Origin of the sequence: Synechococcus sp. H70.1 (assembly GCF_047502705.1) — a bacterium.
GTDB lineage: Bacteria > Cyanobacteriota > Cyanobacteriia > Thermostichales > Thermostichaceae > Thermostichus.
This window is the reverse complement of the sequence record NZ_JANSIV010000123.1, coordinates 1-25,430: the sequence shown is the minus strand read 5'-3', so window position 1 is coordinate 25,430 and position 25,430 is coordinate 1. Positions and strand designations below refer to the sequence as shown.

General features: G+C 59.8%; 26 protein-coding genes and 1 pseudogene. 12 read left to right on the top strand and 15 right to left on the bottom strand.

Annotation, left to right across the window (positions count from 1 at the left end):
* Positions 1 to 159, top strand: a pseudogene (locus NW827_RS09250) (IS630 family transposase); the annotation flags it as partial.
* A 117-nt stretch (positions 160 to 276) separates the two neighbouring features.
* On the opposite strand, the gene NW827_RS09245 reads toward NW827_RS09250, so the two are convergent.
* Positions 277 to 1,422, bottom strand: coding sequence for a peptidylprolyl isomerase (locus tag NW827_RS09245; protein WP_414503601.1), 1,146 nt, complete (start codon positions 1,420 to 1,422; stop codon positions 277 to 279).
* A gap of 145 nt (positions 1,423 to 1,567) precedes the next feature.
* Positions 1,568 to 2,050: a hypothetical protein gene (locus NW827_RS09240; RefSeq protein ID WP_414359785.1), complete on the bottom strand. Its 483-nt coding sequence runs from the start codon at positions 2,048 to 2,050 to the stop codon at positions 1,568 to 1,570.
* A gap of 328 nt (positions 2,051 to 2,378) precedes the next feature.
* On the opposite strand from NW827_RS09240, the gene NW827_RS09235 reads away from it, so the two are divergent.
* Positions 2,379 to 3,095 (top strand): hypothetical protein, encoded by a 717-nt coding sequence (locus tag NW827_RS09235; RefSeq protein WP_414404032.1) that lies wholly within the window; start codon positions 2,379 to 2,381, stop codon positions 3,093 to 3,095.
* 51 nt (positions 3,096 to 3,146) lie between these two features.
* Here NW827_RS09235 and tyrS read toward each other — a convergent pair whose 3' ends face one another.
* Entirely contained in the window at positions 3,147 to 4,382 is a 1,236-nt protein-coding gene (gene tyrS / locus NW827_RS09230) for a tyrosine--tRNA ligase (protein WP_414503600.1), read from the bottom strand.
* Between the two features lie 161 nt (positions 4,383 to 4,543).
* Here tyrS and NW827_RS09225 point away from each other — a divergent pair, with 161 nt between their 5' ends.
* The 7 genes from NW827_RS09225 to glyS all read left to right on the top strand — a co-directional run bounded on the left by NW827_RS09225 (position 4,544) and on the right by glyS (position 12,233).
* Positions 4,544 to 6,514 (top strand): transglycosylase domain-containing protein, encoded by a 1,971-nt coding sequence (locus tag NW827_RS09225; RefSeq protein WP_414503599.1) that lies wholly within the window; start codon positions 4,544 to 4,546, stop codon positions 6,512 to 6,514.
* Positions 6,511 to 6,870 (top strand): hypothetical protein, encoded by a 360-nt coding sequence (locus tag NW827_RS09220; protein WP_414359780.1) that lies wholly within the window; start codon positions 6,511 to 6,513, stop codon positions 6,868 to 6,870. Before NW827_RS09225 ends, NW827_RS09220 begins: the two co-directional genes overlap by 4 nt.
* Positions 6,871 to 7,055: 185 nt before the next feature.
* Positions 7,056 to 7,655, top strand: a complete 600-nt coding sequence (locus NW827_RS09215; RefSeq protein ID WP_414359777.1) for a superoxide dismutase — start codon at positions 7,056 to 7,058, stop codon at positions 7,653 to 7,655.
* A gap of 271 nt (positions 7,656 to 7,926) precedes the next feature.
* Positions 7,927 to 9,036: a cation:proton antiporter gene (locus NW827_RS09210; RefSeq protein ID WP_414503598.1), complete on the top strand. Its 1,110-nt coding sequence runs from the start codon at positions 7,927 to 7,929 to the stop codon at positions 9,034 to 9,036.
* The gene (locus NW827_RS09205; protein WP_414404029.1) at positions 9,008 to 9,394 is read left to right on the top strand and encodes a hypothetical protein; all 387 of its coding nucleotides are present in this window, start codon (positions 9,008 to 9,010) and stop codon (positions 9,392 to 9,394) included. Before NW827_RS09210 ends, NW827_RS09205 begins: the two co-directional genes overlap by 29 nt.
* Positions 9,391 to 9,864: a universal stress protein gene (locus NW827_RS09200; protein WP_414404028.1), complete on the top strand. Its 474-nt coding sequence runs from the start codon at positions 9,391 to 9,393 to the stop codon at positions 9,862 to 9,864. The genes NW827_RS09205 and NW827_RS09200 overlap by 4 nt, the downstream gene beginning before the upstream one ends.
* 176 nt (positions 9,865 to 10,040) lie before the next feature.
* Positions 10,041 to 12,233: a glycine--tRNA ligase subunit beta gene (glyS, locus tag NW827_RS09195; RefSeq protein ID WP_414503597.1), complete on the top strand. Its 2,193-nt coding sequence runs from the start codon at positions 10,041 to 10,043 to the stop codon at positions 12,231 to 12,233.
* 36 nt (positions 12,234 to 12,269) lie between these two features.
* On the opposite strand, the gene NW827_RS09190 is transcribed toward glyS, so the two are convergent.
* From NW827_RS09190 to NW827_RS09140, 11 genes are all read right to left on the bottom strand, one after another.
* A complete protein-coding gene (locus NW827_RS09190; protein WP_414404026.1) occupies positions 12,270 to 13,193 on the bottom strand; it encodes a fructosamine kinase family protein in 924 nt (307 codons plus the stop codon).
* A gap of 7 nt (positions 13,194 to 13,200) precedes the next feature.
* Positions 13,201 to 13,671, bottom strand: a complete 471-nt coding sequence (locus NW827_RS09185) for a hypothetical protein (RefSeq protein ID WP_414503596.1) — start codon at positions 13,669 to 13,671, stop codon at positions 13,201 to 13,203.
* A 94-nt stretch (positions 13,672 to 13,765) separates the two neighbouring features.
* A complete protein-coding gene (locus tag NW827_RS09180) occupies positions 13,766 to 14,311 on the bottom strand; it encodes a GTP-binding protein (RefSeq protein ID WP_414359769.1) in 546 nt (181 codons plus the stop codon).
* Between the two features lie 62 nt (positions 14,312 to 14,373).
* On the bottom strand, positions 14,374 to 14,931 hold the full coding sequence (locus NW827_RS09175; protein WP_414359766.1) for a protoglobin domain-containing protein: 558 nt from the start codon (positions 14,929 to 14,931) through the stop codon (positions 14,374 to 14,376).
* 46 nt (positions 14,932 to 14,977) lie between these two features.
* Positions 14,978 to 15,346, bottom strand: a complete 369-nt coding sequence (locus tag NW827_RS09170) for a roadblock/LC7 domain-containing protein (protein WP_414359763.1) — start codon at positions 15,344 to 15,346, stop codon at positions 14,978 to 14,980.
* Between the two features lie 94 nt (positions 15,347 to 15,440).
* A complete protein-coding gene (locus NW827_RS09165; protein ID WP_414404024.1) occupies positions 15,441 to 16,328 on the bottom strand; it encodes a DUF4388 domain-containing protein in 888 nt (295 codons plus the stop codon).
* Between the two features lie 319 nt (positions 16,329 to 16,647).
* Positions 16,648 to 17,475 (bottom strand): DUF4388 domain-containing protein, encoded by an 828-nt coding sequence (locus NW827_RS09160; RefSeq protein ID WP_414404023.1) that lies wholly within the window; start codon positions 17,473 to 17,475, stop codon positions 16,648 to 16,650.
* Between the two features lie 285 nt (positions 17,476 to 17,760).
* Positions 17,761 to 20,244 (bottom strand): heavy metal translocating P-type ATPase, encoded by a 2,484-nt coding sequence (locus NW827_RS09155; protein WP_414503595.1) that lies wholly within the window; start codon positions 20,242 to 20,244, stop codon positions 17,761 to 17,763.
* 141 nt (positions 20,245 to 20,385) lie between these two features.
* Entirely contained in the window at positions 20,386 to 20,655 is a 270-nt protein-coding gene (locus NW827_RS09150) for a hypothetical protein (RefSeq protein ID WP_414404021.1), read from the bottom strand.
* Between the two features lie 12 nt (positions 20,656 to 20,667).
* Positions 20,668 to 21,933 (bottom strand): beta-ketoacyl-ACP synthase II, encoded by a 1,266-nt coding sequence (gene fabF, locus NW827_RS09145; protein WP_414359751.1) that lies wholly within the window; start codon positions 21,931 to 21,933, stop codon positions 20,668 to 20,670.
* Positions 21,934 to 22,026: 93 nt separating this feature from the next.
* The gene (locus tag NW827_RS09140; RefSeq protein ID WP_414359749.1) at positions 22,027 to 22,272 is read right to left on the bottom strand and encodes an acyl carrier protein; all 246 of its coding nucleotides are present in this window, start codon (positions 22,270 to 22,272) and stop codon (positions 22,027 to 22,029) included.
* 190 nt (positions 22,273 to 22,462) lie between these two features.
* Between NW827_RS09140 and rpsF the strand changes: the two genes are divergently transcribed.
* The 3 genes from rpsF to NW827_RS09125 all read left to right on the top strand — a co-directional run bounded on the left by rpsF (position 22,463) and on the right by NW827_RS09125 (position 23,915).
* A complete protein-coding gene (rpsF, locus tag NW827_RS09135; protein ID WP_414359746.1) occupies positions 22,463 to 22,753 on the top strand; it encodes a 30S ribosomal protein S6 in 291 nt (96 codons plus the stop codon).
* A gap of 84 nt (positions 22,754 to 22,837) precedes the next feature.
* The gene (locus tag NW827_RS09130; protein ID WP_414359743.1) at positions 22,838 to 23,233 is read left to right on the top strand and encodes a single-stranded DNA-binding protein; all 396 of its coding nucleotides are present in this window, start codon (positions 22,838 to 22,840) and stop codon (positions 23,231 to 23,233) included.
* A 148-nt stretch (positions 23,234 to 23,381) separates the two neighbouring features.
* On the top strand, positions 23,382 to 23,915 hold the full coding sequence (locus NW827_RS09125) for a universal stress protein (protein ID WP_414359740.1): 534 nt from the start codon (positions 23,382 to 23,384) through the stop codon (positions 23,913 to 23,915).
* Here the strand turns inward: NW827_RS09125 and NW827_RS09120 are convergent.
* Positions 23,912 to 25,312, bottom strand: a complete 1,401-nt coding sequence (locus NW827_RS09120) for a DUF4340 domain-containing protein (RefSeq protein ID WP_414404020.1) — start codon at positions 25,310 to 25,312, stop codon at positions 23,912 to 23,914. The genes NW827_RS09125 and NW827_RS09120 overlap by 4 nt on opposite strands.
* Positions 25,313 to 25,430: the final 118 nt, after the last annotated feature.

Here is a 25,430-nt window from a genome sequence, read left to right as displayed (position 1 = left end):
CCTATTGAGACGATGGGGCCGGTGTTGAAGCACTTTGTTCGGCAGTTTTCCAGAGCTGGGAAGTAGAGCATGGATCGGAGAGTGCAGACTTCTTTACTCCTGATCAATCCATCCTGCTTCCGAAGTTGGTTTGCTAAGTGTTGCTACTGTACCCCTTGATTCCTTAACAGGCTGTACTTTTGATAGAGTAACTAAGATGCTGACAATTTACACTCTACTATCTATTTCCAAGGTCGTAGCTCTTGGCAAGGATAAAAAGAGTCAGTTTCTGGCAAATCAAGAACTTAGGGAAGGACTATTTTTAAGGTTTTCTTGACCTGAGATGAGGCGGGCGCTTAAGATCCGATCCCCCAGCCTAATTTTGCGCAGCACTTCGATGCCCTCGGTAACATACCCAAACACGGCGTAGCGGCCATCCATGAGGTTAAGGCCAGCGGGGGTAAGATCTGGCTCGGCCATGAAAATGAAGAACTGAGAAGAAGCGCTGTTGGGATCATCAGGATAGCGGGCCATGGCCACCGTTCCTTCAGCAGAAAAGGGCAGGGCCGGCTCCACATCCCACAGGCCCAGTTGATCAAAAGTTTGACCGTAGCGGGGCATGACCTCGCCTTTGGCCCGAATCTCCATGGGGATGGTGCGAACTTTGCCAGTGGCCGGATCCACATAGCCGTCGGCAGGGCCAGGGGGATCCCCCGCTTGCACCAGGAAGAAGTTCTCCACCCGGTCAAAGGTCAGGCCATCGTAGAAGCCCCGCTGCACCAAGTCGGCGAAGTTGCCGGCAGTTATTGGAGCACTGTAGCCATCGAGGGTGATCACCATCCGCCCAGCGGTGGTGTTCAGCTCCACTTCCGCCCGGCCCAGGAGCTGCGGCTTGTCGGCATATTCGGCAGGGATCGCGTAGGGAAAAGCCCCCACCCAGTGGTTTTCCAGGGATCCCAGCTCGTCTATGAGGCGGTCGTAGGCGGCGCGGGCCTCTTTTTTGCCCTTGGATTTGCGCTCCGTAGCTTGGCTAATGAGCTGCAACTCCTGCCGCAGAGCAGCCAGTTGTTCAGAGGCACTGTTTACTCGCTCAGGGGGCAAGCTGGCCAGTAGCGGCTCCGCATAGCGATCCAGGAGCCGCTCCACCTGGCGCACATCTCCCCGCACCGCCGACCAGCGGTTGTACTTCAAGTCGCTCTCAATTTTGGTGATGGCCTCATCGATTTCCCAGATCCGGCTGTCTTGGATGGGCAGCGCCCGCCGCAAGAGAGTACGCGGATCCCTAATAGCATCCCCTTGCGGCAGCGCCAGGGCCGGGATCCCACCCAGCCAAACCACCCACAGCAACACCGCAGCTAAGACAAGCCGGAGCGATTTTCTCCCCCACTCCCACCGATCGGTCTTGCCTCCAACTGGGGATCCCTGCTGGGCACGCTGCGCCATATCCTCACCTGTTGCCGACACTGCTTTTGCTCTCAGCCTGGCATTCTACCGTTGCTGGCGGCAAGCGTTGCTGCAAGAGAAGAGAATGCAAAGGTCAAACGGCCAGGGACCGGCTGTGTCCCCCTCCTACCTGGGAACGACGGCCTCACAGATCCAAGGGTGTGGTGCGAAATTGATCCAAAAGCCCAAAAACAGCTAAGAAGCGACGGGACTGGGGATCCATGCCGGAGCTGTCCATGAGGATGGCCATGAGCAAAGGCTGACGGGCCAGCTCAGCTCGAGGGTTCTCGATGCGGGTGGGGCTTAGAGTTACTGTGGCTGACTGCGGGATCCCTTGCAGATCGGTTACGCGGTTAACTTGCAAGCTGACCTGGGCAGGAGAAAGCTGGGTGACCGGCTGAGGCGGATCCCCTGCTTGCAAGAGGGCAATGTTGAACTCCATCTCCCCCTGGGTGGTGCTGAAACTGCGCGTCAGAGCCCCATTGAAGGTCAAGCGCGTTTGGGATCCCAAAGAAGCAGGGTCGATCCCTGTGCTACTGGAAGAGCCACAGCCGGTTATGGAGATCCCCAGCAGGATCAAGACAATTGCCCAGCCAGTTTCTCGGTTTTGGGGTCTGCTAAGCTGCATTGTTGAAACCTGAAGAATATAGCCGATAACACAGACAAGCTTGAGGACAGCAGCGTAAACCTACCATGAGAAGAACTCAGGAGCATCGCGGAGAAAGGAACCCAAGTGTACAAGAAAGTACACTATAAGCTTGTTTTCGGGTCGATTGCTTCTATCGACGACGTTTCTGCAAGCTAATTGCTCTCCTTTAACCTTGGCTAGGAAGCCTTCTCTGTCTCCATTTGGGACAGGGCAGGGGTGACGAGGATTGTCCCTACAGAGGTGCCTGTAGCCCGCCTGCGGGTGTAAGCTCTAGAGGGATCCCTCTGGGTGAGGAGGACGGTCGGACATGGCGGCCAAGCAACTGAAGTTCTACTGGAGCCCGCAGTACCAAATCTTTAGTTGTGACGGGGCCAAGCTGGAGGGGCACGGCGCCATTCAAACCAATCCCTCGCATGACTTGGTGCATCTGTTTATCGCCGCCAACGGCAATATGCCCTGGCAGCCGGTAGAAAGCCGCGAGCAAACCTGCTTTGCCGAGTACAACGCCGTGCTCCTGGAGCACCTTTTGGTCAACTGCTTCAACGTAGCGGTGCTGGGATCCATGGCCCCAGAGCAGGTTGTTCCGGAGGCGCGCAAGTTTTTGCAGTGGTTTGTTTCCGAGCACTACGCGCCGTTTCCGGTCTCTGAAGAAGAGGCTTTTTGTTGCTTTGCAGCCCACCTAGATATCGAGCGCATAGTGCGGTTATTCCCCTACTTCTACAGTTTGCGCGCCTGGGAGTGCTTCAGCCCCGATTACCGCAACGAGGTTTACGACTTGGAATTTACTTCCGAAGACGATCCGGTCAGGGAAGCCCCGGAATGGGCGGCAGATCCCAATATCTTGGAGACCCAAGAGCTGGTGCGGCAGAAGCTCGCTGAGGTTGTGGCAGAGGCGAGATCGATCCGGCCCAAGGCGGAGCCCGTTTTCCCGCAAACCTTGTTGGCTTCACCGCTGTCCAATCCCCCAGCCAAGACCAAGCAGAAAAAAGCCGGGCTCGGCTTCAGGCCCACCCCCACCCGTTAATGGTTGATCCCCCCTTCCCGGTTTCATCAAGGGAGAGGGGTTGGGGGCTGACTACTCTGGGCCCACCACCAGGCGGCGGAAGGCCTTCTTGCCCACCTGGAGAACTCGCCCGGCCAGTTCAGAAGCGCTGGTAAACTCCAGGTCGGGATCTTCCACTTTTTGCCCATCCAGCCGCACGGCGCCTCCTTGAATTTGCCGACGGGCCTCGGCGGCGCTCTTGCACAGGCCGGACTCGCGCAGGAGGTAGCTGAGCTTCACCGGATAGGACAAGCCCTCGAGGGCAAAGGTGGGGATGGATCCTGCCTCGACAAGATTGCCTTGCAACACCAGCGCTTGGGCGGTGCGCTGCGCCGCTTCTGCCGCTTCAGGAGAGTGCAACTGGGCCACCAAGGTCTTGGCCAAGAGGATCTGGCGCTGGCGGGGATCCGCCGGCAGCTCTGAGAGGGGCACCGCGGTGAGCAACTCAAAATACCGCTCCACCAGGTGATCCGGCACCTTCTCCAGCTTGGAGTACATGGTGAGGGGATCCTCGGTCAGGCCGACGTAGTTGTTTTTGGACTTGGACATTTTCTGATAGCCATCCAAGCCCTCCAAAAGCGGCACCGTCAGGCAAAGCTGCGGTGTTTGGCCCTTCCAAAGCTGCAGCTCCCGACCAACCAGGAGGTTAAAGCGCTGGTCGGTTCCCCCCAGCTCCACGTCAGCTTTGAGAGCTACCGAGTCATAGCCCTGGAGGAGGGGGTAGAGGAATTCGTGCAGGTAGATGGGTGTTCCCGAGCGATAGCGCTGGGCAAAGTCTTCTTTGGCCAACATCTGCCCCACTGTCATCTGGGCCTGCAGCTCGATTAGCTCGCTTAGGGTGAGGCGGGCCAGCCACTCGCTGTTGCGGCGCACCTCCAGCCGGCCAGGGGTCTCAAAGTCCAAAATCTTGCCAGCTTGCTCCAAATAGGTGCGGGCATTTTCCTCCACTTCTTCTGGGCTCAGGCGGGGACGCGTCTCCGACTGGCCAGTGGGATCTCCCACCAGCGCCGTAAAATCCCCAATCAGCAAGATGGCCACATGGCCGGCATCCTGGAATTGGCGCAACTTGCGCAAGACCACCGCATGGCCCAGGTGCAGATCTGGCCGCGTGGGATCGATGCCCAGCTTTACCCGCAAAGGGCGATCCGTTTTGGCCAAGCGCTCCGCCAGGGCTGCCGCTCCCCCCGGAAAGATCTCGGCCACCCCCCGCTGGACAATCCCGGCAATACAGGGATCCTCTAGCGCCGAAGAGATAGGAGTAGGCTCCATTCCTGGATTGAGAGGCAACATGAGTCATTTTAATCCCATCCGCCCCGTCGGCTCTGCCTTGCCTAGAGGTGGAAGGGATCCCCTGCTGGCCCAAGAAGCGCCGCCCTATAATGGGTCAGGCTTAGGGTTCCCCGCAGCCCTGAAGTAACGGAGTTTTTGAGGTGACCTACAGTCGCAGACCCCTGCGGGCGCCGCGGCACCTTCCTAGGCGCCGCTTTCCCCGCCTGGACTACGACGAGTACACTGACGAGGTCCTGCCCACCCGCCTCTCTTGGATGGCCCAGGTCGCCGGCACGGTGGGCAACCTGTTGCTGGGATCCCTGCTTTTGGGCTCTACGGCAACAGCTGCCGGTTTGGTGGGGTTGGCCATCAGCTTCCGCAACTTGCCCGATGTGCGCCAACTGCGGGACTACGTGCCGGCGGCCACCACCCACATTGTTGATATTCACGGCGAGCCGATAGCCAGCCTGCACGGGGAAGCCAACCGGGAGGTGATCTCGCTGGAGGAGGTCTCGCCGGAGATGAAGAAGGCGCTGCTGGCCATTGAAGATAGCCACTTCTACACCCACCCCGGCGTCAACCCGGTCAGCTTGGGGCGGGCCCTTCTGGGCAGTGTTGAGGGGGGCTTGGGTTCTGCCGGGGGCGGGTCCACCCTGACGATGCAACTGGTGAAGAACCTGTTTTTGAGGCCGGAGCGCACTCTTAGCCGCAAGGTGGCGGAGATTGTGCTGGCGGTGCGGCTGGAGCAAGTCTTCACCAAAGACGAGATCCTAGAGATGTACCTCAACCAGGTGTACTGGGGGCACAACCTCTACGGCATCCAGGCGGCAGCCCGCAGCTACTTCAACAAAGATGCGGCGGAACTGAACTTGGCGGAAGCGGCAATGTTGGCCGGGATCCTGCCGGCCCCGGAAATCCTCAGCCCCTTTCGCAACCTGGAAGGAGCCAAGCGAAGGCAGCGGCTAGTGCTGGATCGCCTGGTGGAGCTAAAGTGGATTACCCCAGAAGAAGCCCAGGCAGCCCGCGAGCAGAAACTGACCTTGGGCCGCATCACCTCCTTTCAGAGCAACGCCCCGGCCGTCACCGACGCCATCGAGGCCGAGCTGCGGCGTCGCTACGGCGAGCAGGCAATTTTCCAGGGAGGACTGCGGGTGCAGGCCACCATTGACCTGCGGCTGCAACGCCTGGCAGAGCGCATTGTCAACGAAGATGGGCCCCGCATTGCCGCCGCTCGCCGTGCCAATCAGATGGCCCTAGCGGCGGTGGATCCCCGTACCGGCTATGTCAAAGCCCTGGTGGGCGGCATCAACGCCCAGCGGGGCCAATTTAACCGCGCCACCCAAGCCTTCCGCCAAACGGGATCCACCTTCAAGCCCTACGTGTACTACGCGGCCCTGGCTACCGGCCGCTACACACCCTACAGCATCCTCTACGACACTCCCGTCACCTATCCCGGCTCACCCCCCTACAGCCCCAAAAACTACGACAACACCTTTTACGGCCCCCTCACCTTTGCCCGCGCCTTGGAGCTTTCCCGCAACGTGCCCACCGTCAAGCTGGCGGATGAGGTTGGGATCCGCAACGTCATTGCAGCGGCCCGGGCCACGGGCATCAGCGCCGAGATGTTCCCCAACCTGGCCACAGCTCTGGGCTCGGCCAGCGTCAGCCCCCTGGAGATGGCGGCCAGCTATGCGGTGTTTGCCAATGGCGGCTACCGGGTGGAGCCAACTCTCTTGGCCCAGGTGGTGGATCGCAACGGCCAAATCCTCTTCGAGGCCCGACCGAAACCAAAGCGGGTGTTGGATCCCTGGGCAGTGGCCACTCTCAACCAGATCCTCAAAGGGGTGGTGACCCGGGGCACTGGGACAGCAGCTCGCTTGGATGACGGAAGGCCGGTAGCAGGCAAAACCGGCACCACCTCGGATTTCCGCGATGCTTGGTTCATTGGCTATGTGCCGCAACTGTCCACTGCCATTTGGATGGGCAACGATGACAACTCTCCCATGCTGCCCGGCACAGCAGGGGGGGCTTTTGTCGCCCCCACCTGGAAGCGCTTCATGACCGAGGCCCTGCAAGGGATCCCCCCGGAAGACTTTCCCAGCCCCGACCAATTTCCCCCTCCCCAGCCATGAGCAATAGCGAGGAGCGGCTGGCGCGCATCGAGCGCACCGTTGAGGCCAATGCCCAGGCCATTGCCCAGCTGGCTCGGCAAAACCAAGAGGTGCTGCAGACCATTGCCGGCACCGAAGAGCGCATTGCCAGAGCTGAGGAGCGCATCGCCAACGCCGAGGAGCGCATTGCCAGGGCAGAAGAACGTCTGGAAGCTGAGGTCAAACGCTGGGACGAGCGGTTTTTCCAGCTCAGCCGTGACACCCTCAACTTCACCCGCAATGTGGTTACCATTGCCGCCATCACAGCGGTTTTAATCCCGCTGCTGCGGGATGTCGCCCCCCTGCTGATTGAACTGCTGCAGCAGGGATCCCGTTAGTTCCATAGCTCTTGCCGGGGGAAGGGACTATTGGGCCCCTCCCGCGCTGGGGCGCAGGATCAAAGCGTAGTGATTCTGAGTTACACTAAGACTGGAAAGAAAGGTAACGCCTTTGTCGGGTGTAGCGCGGCCTTCCTGGCGTCCTTTCTTGCATTTTTTGCCCAAGACACAGAGGACAGACGATTATGGCTTTTGAACTCCCACCTCTGCCCTACCCTGCCGACGCGCTTCAGCCCTACATGTCGGCAGAAACCTTCTCCTACCACCACGGCAAGCATCACGCTGCCTACGTGGCCAACCTAAACAAGCTGATCGAAGGCACTGAGCTGGCCAATAAGTCCCTAGAAGAAATTATCAAGACCACGTTTGGGGATCCCGACAAAGTGGGCATCTTCAACAATGCCGCCCAGGTCTGGAACCACACCTTTTTCTGGGAATCCATGAAGCCAGGTGGGGGCGGCGCACCGACAGGGCCCATTGCCGACAAGATCAACGCTGATCTGGGCGGCTACGACAAGTTTGTCGAGGCCTTCAAAACGGCGGCGGCCACCCAGTTTGGCAGTGGCTGGGCTTGGCTGGTGCTGGACAACGGCACTCTCAAGGTCACCAAAACCCCCAATGCTGAAAATCCCCTGGTGCACGGCCAAGTGCCCTTGCTCACCCTGGATGTGTGGGAGCACGCCTACTACCTGGACTACCAAAACCGGCGGCCTGACTACATCAGTGCCTACCTCGAGCATCTGGTGAACTGGGATGCTGCCAACGCCCGGCTGGCGGCGGCCTGACTCTACCTGTTCTGGGATCCCTTGACAGGGGATCCCCTGGAAGACTAGCTCCACCTTGGCCAGCTAAGCAAGCCAGTAGGACTCTTTTAAACGGATTTGAGGGATCCCTAGTTGTTGGGGATCCCTTCGGTCTTTTTCCTAGGGCTCCAGCTCTCTCTGCTGTTTGGGCAATGGGGCCTAGTTTTCGAGGTACCTCGAAGCTGGAGGAATCTGATAGACTCAGGCGGGCGCTTGGCCGAGTCGGAGGGTTGCTGTCTGTTGGGTAGTGACGATGGCTAACTGGCTGCCAATTTCAAGGATCCCTCTGGCCCTGCTCGGCCCGGTGAAAGACCCAGTGCTGGTGTTTCTGATCCTCCTGACGATCATGCTGGTGGCCCCGCTGCTGTTTGAGCGGCTGCACCTGCCCGGGATCATCGGCCTGATCCTGGCCGGGTTGGTGGTAGGGCCCTACGGCTTGGGCATCTTGCAGCGGGACGGAACCATCGTCTTGTTGGGCACGGTGGGGCTGTTGTTTCTCATGTTCATGGCCGGCTTGGAGACCAGCCTGGAGGATTTGAAGCTCAACGCCGGCAAGGCCAGTGTCTTCGGGGTGCTCACCTTTCTGTTGCCAATGGTGATCGGCACGGCGGCCATGCTGGCCCTGGGGTATGGCTTTCTGGCGGCAGTGCTGGTGGCCTCGTGTTTTGCCTCCCACACCCTCATTGCCCTGCCGATTGTCTCCAAGTTGGGCCTGATGCGCCTGCAGGCGGTAACAGCCACCCTGGGGGCGACGTTGATTACCAATGTCTTGGCGCTGCTGGTGCTGGCGGTGGTGGCGCGCGCCCATCAAGGGGAGCTGACACTGCAATTCTGGCTGACGCTCATCCCCTCGATTGCCCTCTACGCGTTTGCCACCCTCTGGGGGGTGCCCCAGCTGGGCGGTTGGTTTTTCCAGCGCTTTGGCCACGATGAGGGGGCGGAGTTTACTTTTGTGATTGCCACCTTGTTCGTGGTGGCCTACGGGGCGGGGTTGATTGGCATTGAGTCGGTGGTGGGCGCCTTTTTGGCTGGGACGGCCATCACCCCCCTCATTCCCCAGCTCAGCCCCCTCATGAACCGGATTCAGTTCCTCGGCAACACCTTGGTTTATACCGTTTTTCTTGATCTCGGTGGGGATGCTGATCAACCCCAGCATTCTCTTGGGCGAGCCACGCACGCTGCTGGTGGGCGGAGTGATGATTGCCGCGGAGGTGGTGAGCAAGTTTTTGGCGGCTTGGATCCCGGCCCAACTGTTTGGCTGGCGCTTGGCCAGCGCTATGGTCATGTTCGGCCTGTCGGTAGCGCAGGCGGCGGCTACTTTGGCGGCAATCACGGTGGCTTTCAACGTGAAATTGGTGGATGAGCTGACGGTGAACGGCACCATCGCCATGATCCTGATTACCTGCATTGCCTCGCCTTGGATCGTGGCCCGCTGGGGTGAGCGACTCCAGCCTGTAGAGGTGGCGGCAGAAGCTGGTAACCTGCCCCAGCCAGCCTGGGGATCCCGCGTCCTGGTGCCGGTGGCCAACCCTGACACCGAGAGCAACCTGCTGCGGTTGGCTTTGATTCTGGCCAAGAAAGAAGGGGGGACGCTGCTGCCGCTGCACGTTTTGTCTGACCGTGCCGGGAGCTCTGGCCCGACAGGAGCAGTTGTTGACCTTTGCAGAGGCCCTGGCCCACAGCGCCGCTGCTCGAGTGGAAGCCATTCGGCGGGTGGATGATGATCATTCGCTCGGCAACGGAACGGCAGGCAACCTTGGTGATCCTGGGCTGGAAGGGCTACTCCACCTACGCGGAAAATTTCTTTGGCAGCATCATCGACGCAGTGGTGCGGCAGGTGGGGATCCCGGTGCTGATTACGCGCTTCCCCGTCCCCATCGAGACAACACAGCGCATCCTTTTGGCAGCCCCAGAGTTGGAAGTGTCTCCCAGATCCCTGCAGCAGACGATCGGGCTGGCGCAGACGCTGGCCGAGGAATTGAAGGCGGCGCTGCAGATTCTCCTGGTGCAAACCCGACCGCCACGGGAGCGCTCTCCAGCCCTGGTGGCGGCAAGCTATGCCCATCTGCCGCTCCAACGGGTGCAAGGAGGGCTGGTGGCCGAGGTGCTGAAGGCGCTGCAGCCGGGGGATGCATTGGTAAACCCGCAGCCGCTCCCGTCTGGGCCGCGAGCCGGAGATCATCGCCCGTAACCGGCCTAACCTTCCCATCCTTGTGGTGCATTGGCCTGCTGCCTCCCCGGCACGGCCGCAGGAGGGCGGGATCCCCCTTGGTCCTGATGGCGGGTTGCAGCCCTTGTGTGAACGCCGCCCCGGCTCCCCTGATAAACTGGGATCCCCAGGGGGGATGTCGCTAAGAGCAGAGGGGTATGGTTGCCTATTTGCTGGAAGTCGGCTGTGAAGAGCTGCCGGCCAGTTTTGTCGATTCGGCCCTAGAGCAGTGGAGGAAGGGGATCCCGGCCTCTTTGGCAGAAGCCCATCTGCAGGTCGAGGAGATGCAGCTTTTCGGCACACCGCGCCGCTTGGCAGTTCTGTTGCGGGGCCTGCCCACCCAGCAGCCGGATCGCACCCTGGAGGTGAAGGGGCCACCGGCTCAGGTGGCCTACCAAGATGGCCGGCTCACCCCTGCCGGGGAAAAATTTGCCCAGAAGCAGGGGGTGGATCCCGCCAGCCTAGAAATCCGACAGGTGGGCAAGGGATCCTTTGTCTTTGCCGTGCAGCGGGTGCGGGGGCGGCCGACGGCAGCGGTGCTCCAGGAATTGGTGCCCACCTGGATCACCACCTTGAGCGGCAAGCGGCTAATGCGCTGGGGCCATGGAGGGTTCAAGTTTCCCCGCCCCATCCGCTGGCTGGTCTCCCTCTGGGACGATCAAGTGCTGCCTTTGCTCTGGCCCACCCCTGAGGGCAATCCTCTGCCGGGCGTGGTGGCGGGTCGAGTTAGCCGTGGCCACCGCGTTTTGGGATCCCAGCAGGTTGTCCTGGAGCGGGCCGAGAGCTATGTTCAGCAAATGCAAGCAGCTGGCGTCAACCCCGACCCGGCGGCACGAGCGGCGCAGATCCAGGCGGAGGTGACCAAGCTGGCCAAGCAGGTGAACGGGCGAGCCCAGATCCCCCCTGTTCTGCTACAGGAGGTGGTGCAGTTGGTGGAGTGGCCAACGGCCGTTCTGGGGCGCTTTGAGCCGGAGTTTTTGCAATTGCCCCCTGCGGTCATCGAGACGGTGATGATCACCCACCAGCGCTACTTCCCGGTGCGGGATGGCCGGGATCCCGAGAAATTGCTACCCTACTTCATCACCATCTCCAACGGCGACCCCCGGCAAGCGGAGCGGATTGCGGCAGGCAACAGCCGCGTGGTGCGGGCGCGCCTAGCCGATGCCCGCTTTTTCTACGAGGAGGATCGCCGCATCCCCTTGGCCCAGCGGGTGGAGCGGCTGCAGGCGGTTACCTTTGCCGAAGGGCTGGGATCCATGCGCAATAAAGTGGAGCGCATCCGCCGCATCAGCCGCCTCATCGCCACTGCCTTAAATCTGGATCCCCAAGAACAAGCCTTAGTAGATCGCACGGCTTACCTGTGCAAGGCGGATCTGGTTACCCAAATGGTGTACGAGTTCCCGGAGCTGCAGGGGATCATGGGCGCCGAGTACGCCCGCCATGACGGCGAGCCGGAAGCCGTGGCAGAGGGGATCGAGCAGCACTACTGGCCCCTGGGGGCAGGGGAGGCTCTGCCCACCTCTTTGACTGGGCGGGTGGTGGGCTGGGCAGATCGCCTGGACACCTTGGTGGGCATGTTCCACCTGGGGCAGATCCCCACGGGTTCTTCGGATCGCTTTGCCCTGCGGCGGGCTGCCAACAGCCTGGTGTTGATTGCCTGGGAGGCCGGCTGGAGGTTGGATGTCAATCAGCTCCTGCGCCAGCTGGTGCAGGAGTATGCGGCGGGAAATGAAAAGACCTTAAAGGCCTTGCAGGAGTTTCTTGCCCAGCGGCTGCAAATCCTTCTGCAGGAGGAAAAGCAAATCGACTACGACTTGGTCAGAGCGGTGGTCGGGGATCCAGAGTCTGTCCACAGCGAGGATCCCCAGAAAGCGGAACTGACCTTGCGGGCTTTGAGCAACCTGCCCCTCACCCTGCTGCGGGCCGAGTACTTACAACATCTGCGAGCTACTGAAGAATTGGTGGATCTCTACCCCACCCTCAACCGCTGCGCCCGCCTGGCCGCCCAAGGGGACTTGGACTACGCCGTGCTGGATCCGGCGGCTGTCGTGGATCCCAGCCTGTTTCAGGAGGCGGCAGAACGGGAGCTGTACGAGGCCTGTCAAAGGGTTTACCGGCTGGGGGTGGAGCCAGCCTTACAGGGAGACTTTACCCCGCTGGTGGAGGGTCTGCAGGCAGCAGCCCCTGCAGTGGATCGCTTTTTCGAGGCGGTTTTGGTCATGGATCCGGATCCCAGCCTGCGGACCAACCGGCTAAACCTATTGGGGATATTGCGCAACCAGTCCCGCCTGCTGGGAGATATGGGGGCTGTAGTCATGGCAGGGGAAGCTGCGCCAGAAAAGAGCCGCTAGCTGCCGGCTGGCTCTTCCCTTTGCGGGAGAGTGGAATTATCCAAGAAAGCACAAGCATTGCTGCAAGGCCCGCTGCACCGAGCCCAGGTAGCCCTCTCCGAACAGGTTGAGATGGTTAAGCCAGTGGTAGAGCTGGTAAAGAGGCTTGCGCCGGGAATACCCCTCATCCAGCGGATAGGCTTCTTGATAGGCCTGGTAGAACTCCGGTGGAAAGCCGCCAAAAAGCTCGGTCATCGCCAGATCCGTCTCCCGATCCCCGTAGTAGGTGGCCGGGTCGAAAATCACCGGCGAGCCATCGGGCAAGGCGCCGTAGTTGCCACCCCAGAGATCCCCATGGAGCAGAGACGGGACGGGCCGGTAGTCCCGAAAGAAAGTCTCCAGCTCTGCCATGACCCGCTCGGCTTGGGCTACCCACGCGCCGCGGTAACCCCGCTGGCAGGCCAGCTTGACCTGGTAGAGCAGTCGCTGTTCCCGGTAGAAGTCCAGCCAGTTCTGCCGCCAACTGTTGATCTGCGGCGTCGAGCCGATGGTGTTGTCGCGATCCCAGCCGTAGCTGCCGTTGGGGGAGAGCGTGCGGTGCAACTGGGCCAACTGGGATCCCAGCAGACTTCCCGTTTGAGGGCGGGGCGAGGTCAGCTCCAGGTATTCCAGCACCAGGTAAGCCTGCCCATCTAGGGATCCCCAGGCAATCGGCTGCGGCACCCGCACGGCGTTGGCTGCTGCCAAGGCTTGCAGGCCCGCCGCCTCTGCTGCAAACATCTCCAGTGCCCCCCCTCCCCCGCGCGCCACTTTAACAAAGTAGTCCCTTGTTGCCTGGGCAGAAGGAGTCTGGAGCGCACAGGAAAACCGATAGGCGGCGTTGATGCTGCCCCCGCCCACAGGACGGAAGTGGAGGGGACGTAAGGGATCCCCTGTAATTTCAGAAAGGTGCTGGGCAATAGCCTGCCAAAAATGCTGCATCAGTACGCTATTCTCCTTCCGTAGGCGCCGCTGCCTCAGGATCCAAAACAGCCCCTGCCCCGTAAAAGTCGAGATCAATGGCTTGGGATCCCCCCGTCGCCAACAGATCCATCAGGGATCCCAGCCGCCACCAGATCAATCCTGCCGTACTGAAGACAAGGATCCCGCCGACCAAGGCAGCCAAAGCCAGGGATAAGCCAAACACGTGCAAACAGGCAGCCACAAAGCCAAAAGTAAACCCACAGCAGAGGATATAGGTAAGGATCACCCCTGCTGTGCGGTAGCGAATCTGGCCTTGGCGCTCTCGGTTCCGCTGCCAGAGGGCTACCTGGTATTCCAACTTGTCCTTAAAGATGAGGCCGAAAATAACAGCAAAGAAGCTAAACAGGGCAATGGCCGAGTAGATAGGGGGGTTGACAAAGCTACGGGAAAACTCGCTGCTGACGTAGAGGGACTCCATGAGGCTTACCTGATCCAAGTCTCCCCTAGCTTAACATTCCTTAGCATCTTCTGCTTCCGAGGCAGTACCTACAAGAAGCCGGAAGGGGCCGAGCCATCGCGGCCACCTTCTCTTAGGCGACCACTTGGGGCATCAGTTGCTCAACCAATAGGAGCAGCGTATTAGCCACAGAGGCCGGCTCTTGGGCATTTAAGGTCGTGTGGGGAATCGAGCCATCTTGGTTGTTCAAGATCAGCAGAATGTCTTCCGGATCCCAGGCATTCGGGTGATCGACATGGGTGATCCCGATAACTGAGGGAGCACTTGTCCTAGCTCTCATAAAGGCTTGAATGGCCTGGGCATTGCGAAACTGGCCGGGCAGGTGGGCGGGTACCAAAAGAATATATCCGTGGGCACGCCTAATCAAAATATCCCACATAAAGCTAAAACGGGCCTGGCCGGGGGTGCCGTAGAGATGTAGCCACATCTCTTCTTCCTCTTCGCCAATTCTCAGGCGGCCAAAGTCCATGCTGACCGTTGTGCTCTTCTTAAGTTCTGCCACCTCATCGGTGGCCTTGCGATCCGTATCGACCACTTCGATCTCGCTAATGGTGCGAATAAAAGTGGACTTTCCAGCTCCCACCGGCCCGGTTACAACAATGCGGAGAATATTGTCCATAGCTCTCAGCTCCAAGCCCCCAGTGCAGGCCCACCTATCCCAACCCAATTAATTAAGATTAATCAAGAGGAAGCTAAGCTGTTAGCCCCGGTAGCGATCAAGCGCTTAAACAAAGCCTCGCTCATGCCTGTTTCTTGCTGTACAGCATTATAGGCCACCTCAAGATAGGCCTGCTCAATAAAGGAAAGGTCGATCATACAAACTTTGCTTAGGCTCATCCGCAGTTGTTCGGGCTTGCCCTCTTTGACCAGCCGACGACTCACCTCCTGGACAACCGTCGCCATGGCCGGCACCACGTGTTGAGGGCCAATGCCAACGCGCACATGAACTAGGCCAATTTTCCAGCGGCGATCGGCATACTGGGGACCCCAGTTGTCCATGCCTGTGAACATTTCCTTAAACCAGTCGGCAAAAGTCTGACCCAGCCGCTGCCGGTTATGCTTGGCAATGATGGCCGCCATCTCGGCATCGCGATCCAAATAGCTGTAAAAGGTATCCGACATTTCTGCGGCAATGCTGCTGCCCCAGTCGGCATTTTGCTGCAAAACCTTTCTGTCTTCGTCTGTAAATTGGGTACGCGAGATTAAGACTTGCAGCAGCTCCAAAGGTTTGATAGCCATAGTTCCCTCAGAATCAGGTCAAAGTCAAGCTCAGCTTCCCCGCTCTCTACTTCATGGCTTCCGCAATGCTTGCTGCGGCTCGCTTCATCTCCAAAAACAGCAAACCCTGCTTTACTTCATCACTAGCAATTGTCAACAGTACAGCATCGGGGCCGCAACTGGTTAAAACTCCATATCCCTTTTCTCCCTGCACAAGGACCCTCTCTATGGTTCCACGACCCAACTCTTTCCCAATCCGCTCCCCCAAAGAAAGCATGGCAGCAGACATAGCCGAGGTTCTCTCCTCGTCCATGCCTACGGGCAAGGCGGATGCCAATGGCAGCCCATCAGGAGTAACCACAGCCGCTCCTTGAATTCCTGGCGTGCTGGAAACGTAGTTCTGCAGAATTGCCTGCAAAGAGGATAAGTTAGCCATCCTTTCTCTCCCCGCTCTCAGTCCTTCTTGTCATTTTTCCATCTGTTCCTATACCTGCTGCAGAAGATAGTAGCGCAGAGATCTACCCAAAAAATCATCTATCACGAACTCCCCTCAGTAAAGTGGCAAGTCGCGCGACGAGGGAGGGCTTAACCTGCTCATTCCCTTCTTGGGAGGGAGGCAGCTTGGTGTTCAGCTTCTCCTTTGCGGTTTCTAGGTTGTCTGCTGCTGGTGCCGACTTGTCCAAGAAAGCCGGGAGAGAAGCAGAAGCAATAGTTGTTGGGCCGTCACAGGGGCTGATGAGCCCCAGCTTGGCCAGGCGGGCGCAGGCATAGCGAACTTCCAGAAGATCTGCCCCCAGCGCCCGGGCTAGGTCGGTCAGCCGGCGCGAAGGCGAAACCTGCTCCAGGATCCCCCACTCTAAGGCAGAGAGCTTGTACAAGGGCAGCTCAGTGCTGGTGCGCCAGAAATAGCTGTCCGGCTGCGGCAGGTTCTCCTCAGGAAACTGATCGAGCTTAAGCTGCTGCAGCGCTTCCAGAACCACAGCACTGGCCCCCTTGCTTAGGCCAGTCATCTCCCGATAAGGCATGGGTGCGTTAGGTAGGAAGCTGAACTGACCCGCTTCCAGAGCAAACAAGCTGTAGAGACCCACCTGCAGTTGGTGGCGGAAGAGCTTGGCCAAAGCTGCTGGCGAGATCAACCCTTGCCGCTGCAAACACCGCCCCAGCGGCTCTTCTAGGCCGCAGAAAGAAGCCAGCTTTTCCACCACCCGCTTGCTAACCAAGCCGGAACGGGCCAACAAACTCTCCAAGCAGTGCTCCTCTTCGGGGGGCAGAGCTGCAATCACCCGACCTTGGTAAAACCAGATTCTGTAGATACCGTTTGGGGCCCAGATGGAAAGTTGCCCTGTTTTGCCGCCTTTTTCGATGAGCTGCAACAGATCGGGCAAAGAAAATTCCTGGAGGTCTCCAACGATGGCCATAGCAATTCTTTAGCCTCCATTAGTTTCAGGGATCCTCAAAGACACCACCATTCTCATTCGCTGATTCCCTGTCAACAACCGTGTAGCAACGGCAAAGCCACCTTTGCTCAAGTACTCGAGCTGGCAGCAATTCTACTGACGAACGATTTCATTGGAGAGATAGAGCCTAGGCATTCAGCTGCTTAGGATTTTGTCATCAATTCCTATCACTATTGTGTCGCTTTGATCTAGATCTGTTACAGCCATTCAGCTCATTTTTACCTAAGTTAACTTCGTAAAGCCGGCATGGGGAAATGCCATAAGATCTTACCCTACCGGCTTATTTTTCGCGAATGGTTTTGAGGAGGCTAGAGAGGCGGCTGACCAAAGAAGGCTTAACCGGCTCCTTCTCTTCCCGAAGGGTGGAAAGAAGCTTAGAAGCCGCCGCGAGCGCAGGTTGAGGCGTAGCGGCCGAGCTGTCGCAGGGGCTGATGAGCCCCAACTTGGCCAGGCGGGCACAGGCATAGCGCACTTCCAAGAGATCTGCCTTCAGGGATTGGGCCAACTCAACTAGGTTACGAGCGGGGGAAATCTGCTCTAGGATGGCCCACTCCAGCGGCGAGAGTTTGTACAAAGGCAGCTCGGTGCTGGTGCGCCAGAAGTAGCTATCCGGCTGCGGCAGGTTTTCTTCCGGGCGCTGCTCCAACCGAAGTTGCTGCAGCGCTTCCAGAACCACGGCGCTGGCCCCTTTGCTTAGGCCGGTCATCTCGCGGTAGGGCAGGGGCACGTTGGGCAAAAAGCTAAACTGGCCAGCTTCTAGGGCAAAGAGGCTGTAGAGCCCCACTTGCAGTTGATGGCGGAAGAGCTTGGCCAGAGCTGCTGGCGAAATCAACCCTTGCCGCTGCAGGCAAAGGCCCAGGGGCTCCTGCAAGCTGCAGAGGAAGGCCAACTCCGCCACCACCTGCTCGTTGACCAGGTTTAAGCGTACCAGCAAGCGCTCCAACCGATGCTCTTCTTTGGGAGATAAGGCCGCCACCACGCGCCCCTGATACAGCCAAACTCGATAAATGCCAGTAGGTGCCCAAACCGACAGTTGGCCTGTTTTCTTTCCTTTTTCCATCAAATGCAACAGGTCGGCTAGGGAAAATTCCTGAAGATCTCCGAGCATTGCCATGTTTCCGCGCTCCCTCTACCTATTGGATCCGGCCTTTTCAGTATTTTCCCGGTTTTTCCCTTGCTAAGCAAGTTACAAAAAAGGGCAACTCCGGGCAAGCTTAAGCTCGATTCTACACTTAGATGCTCAAAAGTTACAGCTAATTCATCTTTTCAATCAAACTTAACCAGAGTCCCCACTCTCTAGGCCTCAATGGAGCGGGAGTTGTGGCAAAAGTCCAGCAAAACTTCGGAAACAGCAACAGGTAGCAGTTGAGATATTTGTAGTTTTTAATACTTTTTAACTCTGACCATCAGAAGATCCACTGGATGTAAAAGTTCGCTTGAGAAGGAGCGAATTGAGGACTACACTGAGGGAGCTAAAGGCCATGAGGCCGCCTGCTAGAGCGGGGCTGAGGCCGAGGCCGAATCCGGGCAGGAGCGCGCCGGCAGCCACCGGGATCCCGACCAGGTTGTAGGCGAAGGCCCAGAGGAGGTTTTGCTGGATTTTGCGGAAGGTGGCGCGGCTAAGGCGGATGGCTTCTACCACGTCCCAGAGGCGGTTGCGCATGAGGATGATATCGGCAGTCTCCAGAGCGGCAGCGGTGGCAGAGTGCAGGGCCATGCCCACATCGGCTTGGGCCAAGGCAGGAGCGTCGTTGATGCCATCGCCCACCATGGCAACTCTCTGGCCCTGGGCCTGCAGATCTCGGATAACCTGGGCTTTATCTGCCGGCTGCACCTCGGCAATGACGCGGATCCCTGGCACCTGCAAAGCTTGGGCCACCTGCTGGGCCACCTCGGCCCGATCCCCAGTCAGTAAGACCACCTGCAGGCCCATTTTCTGGAGCTGTTGCAGGGTTGCCTGGGCATCAGGCCGCAAGGGATCCTGCACCGCCAACAACCCCACCAGGGATCTGTTCAGGGCCACGCCCACCACCGTTTTGCCAGCTTCCAGCAGCGCCTTGGCTTTGGCCTGCGCTTCAGGAGAAAGCGGGATCCCCAGATCGGAGAGCCCTTCGAGGGAGGCCAAGAGGATCTCTTGCCCTTCCACCCGCGCCGAGGCCCCCACTCCCGGCTGGGTGTGAAACTCGTCGGCAGAAAGCAAGGGCAGTCCCTGCTCGCGGGCGGCCCCCAAAATGGCTTGGGCCAGAGGATGGCGGGTGCCGCTTTCTACTGTCGCCGCCAGTTGCAGCAGCCGAGCCGGATCCAGGGCAGGGTCGAGGGCAAGGCAATCGGTTAGGTGCGGATCCCCCTGGGTGAGGGTGCCGGTTTTGTCGAAGACAACTGTTTGCAGGCGGTGGGTTTTCTCCAGGACATCGCCGCCGCGGATGAGCAGTCCCCGCTCCGCACCTAAGCCGGTGCCCACCAAAATGGCTACGGGTGTAGCCAATCCCAGGGCGCAGGGGCAGGCCACCACCAGCACCGAGATGGCCAGCTTAAGGCTGAGGAGCAGAGGGGTAGGATGGGGGGGGTGATCCCCTAGGTGCAGAGAGGAGTGGAGACCAACCCCCATCAGGAGCTCGCTTCCCCAGAGCGGGATCCCGATCCAGTACCAGAAGGCAAAGGTGAGAAGGGCCAGCGCCATCACGCCGTAGGTGAAGTAACCGGCCACCCGGTCGGCCACGCCTTGGATAGGGGCCTTGCGGGCTTGGGCTTCTTCCACCAGACGGATGATCTGGGCCAGGGTCGTGTCTTTCCCAGTGCGCGTAGCCCGGCACAGCAGCAGCCCTGATTGGTTGACCGTCCCGGCCACGACCGGATCCCCTGGCTGTTTGAGCACAGGTAGGGATTCGCCGGTGAGCATGCCCTCGTCCACCGTGGCCTGGCCGGCAATCACTTCTCCATCCACCGGGATCTGCTCCCCGGCCCGCACCTGCAGCCAGTCCCCCACCTGCACTTGTTCGATGGGGCACCACTCTCCCTCTGAGCTCAGGGATCCCCCCGCCTCTTGGGGTGGCACTCGGCGAGCCAAGCTGGGGCGCAGGCTCAGCAAGGCCTGCAAGCTGCTGGCGGCCCGCAGACGGCTCTGCTGCTCCAGGGCCCGCCCCAGCAGGATGAAGCTAAGCAGCATCACCGGCTCGTCAAAGAAGCACTCCCAGCCCACCTGCGGGGCCAACAGCCCCACCAAACTGGCCAGGTAGGCGGATCCGGATCCCAGAGTGACTAGGGTGTTCATGTTGGGAGCCAGCCGCCGCGCCGCCCGCCAGCCGTCCAGGACAAGGCCACGGGCTGGGCCGACGAAGGTCAACGTCGCCAACCCCCAGTGCAGCCAGACCTCGTTGAGGACGGGCAAGCCTAGACGAGTGAACAGATCCAGGTGGCCAGCGGCAGAGATGAGCAGTAAAAAAGCGGCGGTGAGGGCCTGGCGAATGTGGGCTTGGGTCTGCCGCCGCTGCTGGGAGAGGGGATCCGCAGGCGCCTCCAGGGCCCTCTTCCCTCCGGCTGGGGAGGGATCTGGGGGAGAATCGCCCCTGCCGGCGGCACAGGAGCTGGGAAACCCTGCCTCTGTCAAGATCCGGGCCAGATGTTCTGGATCAGGCCGGCTGCCAGGGGCAAATTCCACAAGGGCCGATTCGGTAACTAGGTTAACGCTGGCTTTGACCACCCCCGGCTGGTTGAGCAAGACTTGCTCGACGGCCCGAACACAGCCGGCGCAGCTCATGCCTCCAACATGAAGCAGCAGGGATCCCTGCCCAGCCTGTTCCTGAAAGGGCCCGTGGGACTTCTCTAGGTCTGGCGGCTGAGCTATCCGCTTGGGGAACTTCGCATCTGTAGTAGCCATCTCTAGCGGGTCAACGAAACTTTTCCCTCACCCCCCCGCCTCTCTCCTCTTGGGAGAGGGAAGCAGTTCCGCAGCCATGAGTAGTGAGCCTGGGGGTAAGGAGATCCCCCCTATCCTAGCGTTGGCATCTCAGGCCCTTACCTATCCCCTTTGAACCCGCCGCTCAAACTCCTCGCGGGTGGCATCCACCAGTTGCACCGCCTCTGGGTAGAGGTGCGGGTGGTTTTGCTTAAGCCAACTCAAGAGCCGCGCCAACTGGGCGGCGCAGAGATCCAGATCGGCCTGAAAAATCACTGCCGCTGCCATGTGCTGGGCGTATTCGGGGGGATGGCCCTGCTGGGTCAGCTCCGCCGTCAAGGCGGCCAGAGCCTGCTGGCGAACAGAGGGGGCGGAGCCTTCCGGGATGGACATAGGCGGGATCCCTCAATCAGCAGAGTAGCGGCGCAGGGCCAAGGTCACGTTATGCCCCCCAAACCCAAAGGCATTGACCAGGGCCACGTCAATGGCCATCTGCCGCGCCTTGTGGGGCACAAAGTCCAGCCCTTCGCACTCGGGGTCAGGGTTATCCAGATTAAGGGTGGGGGGAACCCAGCCGTGGTAGATGGCCAGGGCCGTCGCCACGGTAGCAATGCCGCCTGCCCCCCCCAACAGGTGACCGGTCATGGATTTGGTGGCGCTAATAGCCAGGCGAGGGGCATGCTCGCCGAAAACTGCCTTGATGGCCTGCACCTCGGCAACATCCCCCACAGGCGTGCTGGTGGCATGGGCGTTGATGTGCTGCACCTCTTCTGGCCGGATCCCTGCATCTTTGAGGGCTAGCCGCATTGCGCGGGCAGCGCCTTCGCCGCCGGGAGCAGGGTTGGTGATGTGGTGGGCATCACAGGTAAGGCCGTAGCCGACGATCTCGGCGTAGATCTTGGCACCGCGGGCGCGGGCATGTTCCAGCTCCTCCAGCAGGAGGATCCCCGCTCCCTCCCCCATCACAAAGCCATCCCGATCCCGGTCAAAGGGCCGGCAGGCCTGCGCAGGAGCCTCATTGCGGGTGGAAAGGGCCTTCATGGCGCTGAAGCCAGCCACCGACAGGGGAGTCACTGCCGCTTCTGTGCCCCCTGTAATGGCCACCTGCACTTCCCCCCGCTGGATAAGCCGAAAGGCATCGCCAATGGCGTTGGAGCCGGAAGCACAGGCCGTCACCGTGCAGGAATTGGGCCCCTTGGCGCCAAAGTGAATGGCCACATGGCCCGCCGCCATATTGGCAATCATCATCGGTACCATAAAGGGGCTGCAGCGATCCGGCCCTTTTTGCAAGTAGATGGTCTGCTGCTCTTCCAAAACCCGGATGCCGCCAATGCCAGTACCCAAGATTACCCCCACCTGCTCGGCGTTGAGATCGGTAATGCGAAACTGGGCGTCCTCCAGCGCTTGTTGGGTGGCAGCCAATGCCAGATGGACGAAGCGGTCGGTGCGCTTGACGTCCTTGCGGTCCAGGTAGTCGAGGGGATCAAAGCCCTTCACCTCCCCAGCAATGCGGCACTCGTGGCGAGAGGCGTCAAAGTGGGTAATTGGCCCAATGCCAGAGCGCCCTGCCAGCAGACCCTGCCAAAACTCGGCAGGAGAGTTGCCAAGGGGGGTTATCGCCCCCAGGCCCGTGATGACAACGCGACGGTGGGAGTTGGTTGGGACGGACATAGGAGCGGCGGCAGGATCCATAGACAACCGTGAGTCCTCTTCCTTAGCACTCCCCCTCGAGGGGGAAGGGGGAGGCCTACCCCCTCTCCCAGCTTAGGCAGCCTTCTTGGAGAGGATGTAGTTGACGGCATCCTGCACCGTGGCAATGCCCTGGGCATCCTCATCGGGGATTTCTAGATCGAATTCCTCCTCGAATGCCATGACCAGCTCTACGGTATCAAGACTGTCGGCCCCTAGGTCGTTCTGGAAATTGGCCTCCAGGGTTACTTTGTCGTCCTCAACACCCAGTTGTTCGGACACAATCTTGCGAACCCGCTGGTAGACTTCCTCGGCACTCATGCTTGGAACCCTGCAGTCTCTTGGCTATAGCTATCAAAGTACCCCCCTATTGTATCGAACAAGGGATCTCCTCTTGCGAGAGGCATGCCTACTTTTTTGACCGCAGAGGGGGGAAATGGCTTTTCCGGTTCCAGAAAGAGTAGCTAGGATAGTCAATTGCATCTTAGAGTCTCGAGGAGAACCTGCTTCCATGCCCCGCGCCTATGAAACGATGCTGATTGTGCGCCCCGACCTCTCGCAGGAACCCCTAGCCCAACTTCTCAGCGAACAGGAGTCACTCCTACGAGAAAACGGGGCAACCGACCTGGAAATTACCAACCGTGGCAAGCGCCGCTTCGCTGGGTTTGAGATGAAAAAGTTTAAGGAAGGACTGTACATCCAGTTCAACTACAAGGCCGAGCCAAAGGCGGTGGCCACCTGGGAGAAAAATCTGCGCATCAACGAGAACGTGCTGCGCTACATGACCCTGCGCCGGGATTGAGTCAACAGAATCCCATCCTGAGCCCAGACTACAATGTCAAGGGGCCTTGTTTCCACCTACTAGTGAACTTCCTGGGGCTTAGTCATGAACTCGATTGTTTTGATGGGGGAGGTAGCGAGTGAGCCAGAGCTGCGCTACACACCCGATAACCTAGCGGTTGCATCTTTGCTCCTGCGCTTCCCCAGCTTGCGCCCAGAGGAGCCGCCCTACCAGGTGCGGGTTGCCTCTTTTGGAGAGCTGGCCCAGCGGGTGGTGGATACCTGTCACGTGGGGGATCAGATCACAGTAGAGGGTCAGCTGCACATGAATGTGGTAGAGCGGGATGGACGCAAGGAGAAGCTGGCGGAGATCACCGCCCGCCGCATCCATCAACTTAGCTCTGCTCGGGTTCTCTCCCTAACGGGGATGGGCGACTCCAGCAGGGAGACTGTTGAAGAAGAGGTCGCCCCTCTGCCTGACCAAGACGAGATCCCGTTCTAGAGGCGGTGGGACTCCAACTGCTGCTCAGCCCTGGAGAGCTCCTACTTGGCAAGCTTCACCCACCTCCCCCAAGGAGGGGGTGGGTTGAGGAGCAAGCGGAAGGTTGCCCCTTTTGCCTAGAGAGGTCAATGCAGTTAAGGAAGTCGGTATGTTCAGCAGGATTCTGGTGGCAGTGGATCGGTCGGAGTTGAGTGAAGGGGTATTTCAAGGTGCCCTCCAGGTGGCAAAGGCCCTAGGGGCTCAGATGATGCTCCTCCACGTTTTGTCGCAGGAAGAGCCTGGCGCTCCCGAGCCGCCGATGATCTTGGGCATGGACTACAACTCTACTCTCAGCGCCGAGCTGTGGCAATCCTACCGGGAGCAGTGCGCCATTTTCGAGCAAAACCAGATGAACTACCTGCGCTCCCTGGTGGAGAGGGCGGCCGAGGAGGGAGTTTGCGCCGAGTACAACCTCAGCTATGGCAGTCCCGGTCGGGTCATCTGTGACTTGGCCCGCTCTTGGCAAGCCGACCTAATCGTTGTGGGTCGCCGCGGTTACTCTGGGCTGAGCGAGCTGTTCTTAGGTAGCGTCAGCAACTATGTGCTCCACCACGCCCCCTGCTCAGTTCTAACCCTCCAGGGAGAGAAGCTGAGAAAGGGATCCCAGCAGCAGGAAAACCAAATGGCCACCCCGCCGTCCTAGGGCGAAGCCTTTTCCTCTGCTTCTTTCTCCCCTAGCAGTTGCTTGACCTCTGTTTCAATGCTGTTGAAGGTGCTAAGGTCGAGCACAGCTATATCGGGTTGGCGGCTACTGCGGGCATAGGCGCGTAGGCCAGCGGCACTGAGGCTCAGGGTCAGGGGCTCCTGCTCTGTCTCAGGCTTGGGTGCAATGTCAAGCTGGAGGTCTGGCGTGGCTAGGGCCTTCTGGGCGTCGGGATCGGTTTCTGGCACAAACTCCTTGGCACGGGCAGCATTGAGGCTGGCAAAGAGAGAGCTGAGGTTAACTGGCTGGCCGGGTCGTTCTGGGTTTTCCCAGCGCAGCTCCAGCGATCCCTTCTCCTGGGGCAGGGGGTTGAGGGTAACCCGCTCCCCTAGCGACTCTAGGGTAACTTGGCCGACTTGGTTGGGGTTGAGGCGGGCAAGGCGGTGATCCCGCAGCTCCTCCAGGTCGGCGCGGAGGATGTCGGCAGTACTGGTGAGGAGGGTAGCCACCGCCGGGTGTTCAGAGGTAATGACGTACACCTGGCCCTCTTTCTCCGCTCCTAAGGCCACGCTCAGGGTTTTGCCGTCCTTAAGCTCAACGCTTAGCTGGGCAGAGGGCTTCTCCAGCCCATAGGGAGCCAGCTCTGCCTTGGTTTCAGCGGGAAACTCCACCGCCTGCAGACGAGACAGGGTGTTGAGCAGGCGGTCAACGTTGAGGTCATCGGCAGGCAGCTCTCTGGGCTCGACAATCTGCCAAGTCTCCTCCTGCCGCTGCAAGCGGACAACCTCTGGCTCTGCCTCGGCCAATTGCACTTGGAGAGACTTCACCGCCGCCCTATCAAAGCGCAGCAGGGTTTTGTCCCGCAACGTCAAAAGGGAAGGAAGCAGGGATCCCTTCTGACTGCTGGCCAAGAGCACTACCTTGCCTCCTTCGGGTTGGGCGTAGAAGCCGGAGCCGTCGAAGTTGTCATTGCCGATGGCTAGGCGATAAGGATCCCCTTCCTTGGGGAAAAGAGCAAGCTGGTAGCGCGGCTGGTCTAGACCAAAAGCAGCTAGATCGCTGGCTTCCTCCAAGCTTACCTGGGGCGTGAGGCGGGAGAAGGTGTTGAGGAGCTGCTCCACCGGAAAGTCCAGGGCTGCTGACTGGATGGGCTGGAGGATGCGCCAGCGAGAGCCTTCTTCTCCTTCAGGAGTGCGCTCCAAAACAATTGCTTCGGGTTTCCCCTCTTTTTGCTGGCGGATCTCGATGCGGGCAATGGTGTCGGGGGCAAAGTGGAAAAGCCGCGCCCGCTCCGCCTGCTGCTGCTGGCGCAGCTGCTGGAAACTGTCGAGGAGGAAATACCCCAGCAAAGCGGCCACCGCCAAACCCAAGAGAATCCAGGTGCTGCGCTTAAACATGCTTGTCCTCCCCCCGCTCTACCGCCGTTGCCCCCCAAGCCCGGCCCCCCCCCCCCACCCCCCCCCCCCCCCGCGTACCGGCGATCCCAGCCCCAACCCCCGGCAAGACTGGGAGGGG

Coding starts and splice junctions, on each gene's coding strand:
- NW827_RS09155 (WP_414503595.1), bottom strand. CDS start 20,244: ATGGCTACTACAGATGCGAAGTTCCCCAAGCGGATAGCTCAGCCGCCA.
- NW827_RS09150 (WP_414404021.1), bottom strand. CDS start 20,655: ATGTCCATCCCGGAAGGCTCCGCCCCCTCTGTTCGCCAGCAGGCTCTG.
- NW827_RS09175 (WP_414359766.1), bottom strand. CDS start 14,931: ATGGCTATCAAACCTTTGGAGCTGCTGCAAGTCTTAATCTCGCGTACC.
- NW827_RS09165 (WP_414404024.1), bottom strand. CDS start 16,328: ATGGCCATCGTTGGAGACCTCCAGGAATTTTCTTTGCCCGATCTGTTG.
- glyS (WP_414503597.1), top strand. CDS start 10,041: ATGGTTGCCTATTTGCTGGAAGTCGGCTGTGAAGAGCTGCCGGCCAGT.
- rpsF (WP_414359746.1), top strand. CDS start 22,463: ATGCCCCGCGCCTATGAAACGATGCTGATTGTGCGCCCCGACCTCTCG.
- tyrS (WP_414503600.1), bottom strand. CDS start 4,382: ATGGAGCCTACTCCTATCTCTTCGGCGCTAGAGGATCCCTGTATTGCC.
- NW827_RS09170 (WP_414359763.1), bottom strand. CDS start 15,346: ATGGCTAACTTATCCTCTTTGCAGGCAATTCTGCAGAACTACGTTTCC.
- NW827_RS09190 (WP_414404026.1), bottom strand. CDS start 13,193: ATGCAGCATTTTTGGCAGGCTATTGCCCAGCACCTTTCTGAAATTACA.
- NW827_RS09215 (WP_414359777.1), top strand. CDS start 7,056: ATGGCTTTTGAACTCCCACCTCTGCCCTACCCTGCCGACGCGCTTCAG.
- NW827_RS09200 (WP_414404028.1), top strand. CDS start 9,391: ATGATGATCATTCGCTCGGCAACGGAACGGCAGGCAACCTTGGTGATC.
- NW827_RS09220 (WP_414359780.1), top strand. CDS start 6,511: ATGAGCAATAGCGAGGAGCGGCTGGCGCGCATCGAGCGCACCGTTGAG.
- NW827_RS09235 (WP_414404032.1), top strand. CDS start 2,379: ATGGCGGCCAAGCAACTGAAGTTCTACTGGAGCCCGCAGTACCAAATC.
- fabF (WP_414359751.1), bottom strand. CDS start 21,933: ATGTCCGTCCCAACCAACTCCCACCGTCGCGTTGTCATCACGGGCCTG.
- NW827_RS09130 (WP_414359743.1), top strand. CDS start 22,838: ATGAACTCGATTGTTTTGATGGGGGAGGTAGCGAGTGAGCCAGAGCTG.
- NW827_RS09210 (WP_414503598.1), top strand. CDS start 7,927: ATGGCTAACTGGCTGCCAATTTCAAGGATCCCTCTGGCCCTGCTCGGC.
- NW827_RS09160 (WP_414404023.1), bottom strand. CDS start 17,475: ATGCTCGGAGATCTTCAGGAATTTTCCCTAGCCGACCTGTTGCATTTG.
- NW827_RS09140 (WP_414359749.1), bottom strand. CDS start 22,272: ATGAGTGCCGAGGAAGTCTACCAGCGGGTTCGCAAGATTGTGTCCGAA.
- NW827_RS09125 (WP_414359740.1), top strand. CDS start 23,382: ATGTTCAGCAGGATTCTGGTGGCAGTGGATCGGTCGGAGTTGAGTGAA.
- NW827_RS09245 (WP_414503601.1), bottom strand. CDS start 1,422: ATGGCGCAGCGTGCCCAGCAGGGATCCCCAGTTGGAGGCAAGACCGAT.
- NW827_RS09240 (WP_414359785.1), bottom strand. CDS start 2,050: ATGCAGCTTAGCAGACCCCAAAACCGAGAAACTGGCTGGGCAATTGTC.
- NW827_RS09120 (WP_414404020.1), bottom strand. CDS start 25,312: ATGTTTAAGCGCAGCACCTGGATTCTCTTGGGTTTGGCGGTGGCCGCT.
- NW827_RS09180 (WP_414359769.1), bottom strand. CDS start 14,311: ATGGACAATATTCTCCGCATTGTTGTAACCGGGCCGGTGGGAGCTGGA.